This window comes from Oxobacter pfennigii (genome assembly GCF_001317355.1).
GTDB lineage: Bacteria > Bacillota > Clostridia > Clostridiales > Oxobacteraceae > Oxobacter > Oxobacter pfennigii.
The window spans coordinates 1-2,613 of sequence record NZ_LKET01000001.1; the positions used below are offsets into that span (position 1 = coordinate 1).

3 protein-coding genes are annotated in these 2,613 nt (G+C 39.0%); all 3 read right to left on the bottom strand.

The features are described 5' to 3' along the window. Positions 1–62 precede the first annotated feature (62 nt). The 3 genes from tnpC to tnpA all read right to left on the bottom strand — a co-directional run bounded on the left by tnpC (position 63) and on the right by tnpA (position 2,511). Entirely contained in the window at positions 63–1,697 is a 1,635-nt protein-coding gene (tnpC, locus tag OXPF_RS00005; protein ID WP_054873170.1) for an IS66 family transposase, read from the bottom strand. A gap of 105 nt (positions 1,698–1,802) precedes the next feature. Next, entirely contained in the window at positions 1,803–2,162 is a 360-nt protein-coding gene (gene tnpB, locus OXPF_RS00010) for an IS66 family insertion sequence element accessory protein TnpB (protein WP_054873171.1), read from the bottom strand. Then, complete coding sequence (tnpA, locus tag OXPF_RS00015; RefSeq protein ID WP_054873172.1) at positions 2,152–2,511, bottom strand: IS66 family insertion sequence element accessory protein TnpA; 360 nt, start codon at positions 2,509–2,511, stop codon at positions 2,152–2,154. The genes tnpB and tnpA overlap by 11 nt, the downstream gene beginning before the upstream one ends. Positions 2,512–2,613: the final 102 nt, after the last annotated feature.

Sequence of the window (2,613 nt, forward strand, 5' to 3'; positions counted from 1 at the left end):
GTAAACGGTAAACCATACGTACTTATATAAATATAGCCGTCATTTCTGATGGCTAAAAAGGTTTATTGATTCTGTTTTTTACATTCAATCGGGAGTTTTTCTGACCAGGGCAAAAGGTCATCTAAGAAATCTAGATTTGTGTCTTCCATATGCTTTGGGATTTCTGTAAGCAATAATTCAAAGTAATTATATGGTTTCAGATTATTCGCTTTTGCCGTCTCCGCAATGCTGTATATAATGGCACTGGCTTTAGCCCCGTCAATTGTATCAATAAAATGCCAGTTATGTTTTCCTATACAAAAACTGCGAATGCTATTCTCAACTGCATTATTATCTGCAGGAACATTTCCATCTCCAAGAAATACTTTCAGATATTTTTCCTGGTTCAGGCAGTAGGTGAAACCTTTTCCGGTCTCCGATTTTGGCGGAACGTCATTCTGGTATTGTTTTACCCATGCAAAGAAAGCCTCTGCCAATGGCTTTACCGTCAATTGCCTTTGACGTTGACGTTCCTCCGGTGAAAGCTCGGCTAACAAGCCTTCTATTTTGTATATAGCAGCAATCTGCTTAAGTGCATCATATGCAAGTGTTCCTTTTGCCTTTTCTTTTCCAAGGACCTTCACAACATTTGCAAATCGACGTCTGGCATGACTCCAGCACCCCGCAATTTTCAGGTCTTCACGTCCTCTCTCCAGACTGTGATATACCTGATAACCATCCGTAACGACTATACCGTTATAATTTTTCAGAAATTCACGAGGATGGCTGGTATTGCGTGTCTTTTGGTACTCATACAGCACAATGGGAGCGGAATTGTGCATTTTCCCGGTTCGATAGACCCACATATAGCTTTTGCTGCCTGCAGGACGTCCGTCTTTGTTCACACTAACCGGTGTTTCATCAGCTTGCAGCACCTTGCTATTGTAAATCTCTCTATGAAGCCTATCATAAAGAAGGGAAAGGTATCTCTCCCCGCATTTGATTGTCCAATTTGCCATCACCTGCCTGCCAAGAACTACATCATTACGGGAAAATTCCTGCTCGAAACGGTACAAGGGAATAGCATTGACATACTTACTGTTCATAATTGCAGCTGCCAATGAAGGGGTAACGATACTGTTGCGCAAAAGGTCAACCGGTCTTTTACCACGAATAATTGTTTGATTATCCTCCCCGGCATATACTGCTACATGATGTTCTTCCACTTCAAATTTGGCTGGCCGTAAAACAAGCCTTTTATATACTTCATCGGGAAGACGCTTCCACTTATCTCCGAGACGTTCCTTTAACTCTTCTTCGGATAATTCATGATTGATGACTGTAACAGGAAGGTCTTTTAAATCTTCATCACGTTTGCCTTTTGTTTTCCTGCGTTTATATGGTTTTGGGCAGACTTCTTCCAGTTCAGGCTCTACAACGTATTTGTTAGCAATAGAGAATTCAGCTTCATTAAATAGCATTTCCATCTGTCCATCGTATACTATCTTTTCTGAAGAACGGCCGAATTGCTTATGATTTACAATTTTAAGCTGTTCTAAAATCAGGTTCATATTCTTATTTACTTGTTCCAGTTGCGCCTTTTGTTCAGCACAAGTCAGTGAAAGATTTTCCGTAAGTTTCTGCATGCTCAAAAAGAGGGAAATGATAGCTTCCTTGTCATATTTAATTAGTTCGGCTTCCGTATATTTTTTCTCCATATGGTCAAGATACCATATCTGAGGACGTGAAACAATAGAAAAAAGCTGATTTGAAAATTTTGTGGAAAACCTTTGAAACCAGCAGCTTCGTTGTGGATAAATTCGTTATAGAGCCTGTTTGGGGGTAAGGATTTTAATAGCCTTTTTTTGTTCAATTGATATACCCTCCATCAACCATTTATACTGTTGCATTGTAATAGATTTTACTTCTTCTTCATTTCGTGGCCATTGAAATTTGCCTGCTTCCAAACGCTTGTATAAAAGAAGGAATCCATCCCCTTCCCATAAAAGTCCCTTGATTCTATCTGTCTTTCTCCCACAGAACAGAAATAGTGTACCAGGCTTAAATGGATCAAGTTTAAATTGCTGTTGTATCATGCCGGCAAAGCCATCAATACCTCGGCGTAAATCACTGTAACCGCAGGCGATATATATTCTTTCTAAACCTAATGCATCATTTAACATCGGATATCGCCTTCAAAACTTTTAAAAGCAGTTCTTCTGAAACGGTATTAGAAAGTTCCAATACACTATTTCCTATATGAATAATCATATCTGCCGTAAAGGGTGAAGCTTTTCCAGAATAATCAGCAGCAGGAACCGGGAGCTCTATAAAGTTCGGCTTATTATTAAATTGAGCTTTTTTGATAACTTCATAAGCATCTTCTCTTACACGGCGCTGCCAGTAGTAGAACAGCTTTTCATTAACATTGTTTTGAAGACACCAAGATTTTATTGTCATGCCACTGCTGCGGCATTCGCTTATGATTGGTTTCCATTGCATTAATCGCATTTCATGAGTTATCTTATCCATCTCTACCTCCTAAAAACTAAAATAGCTGCTTTAAAAAACTTCTAGTTTATTGAAGCTTGGATTGATTTTCTCAAAAATACGATTCAAATTCTAGGTACGCAC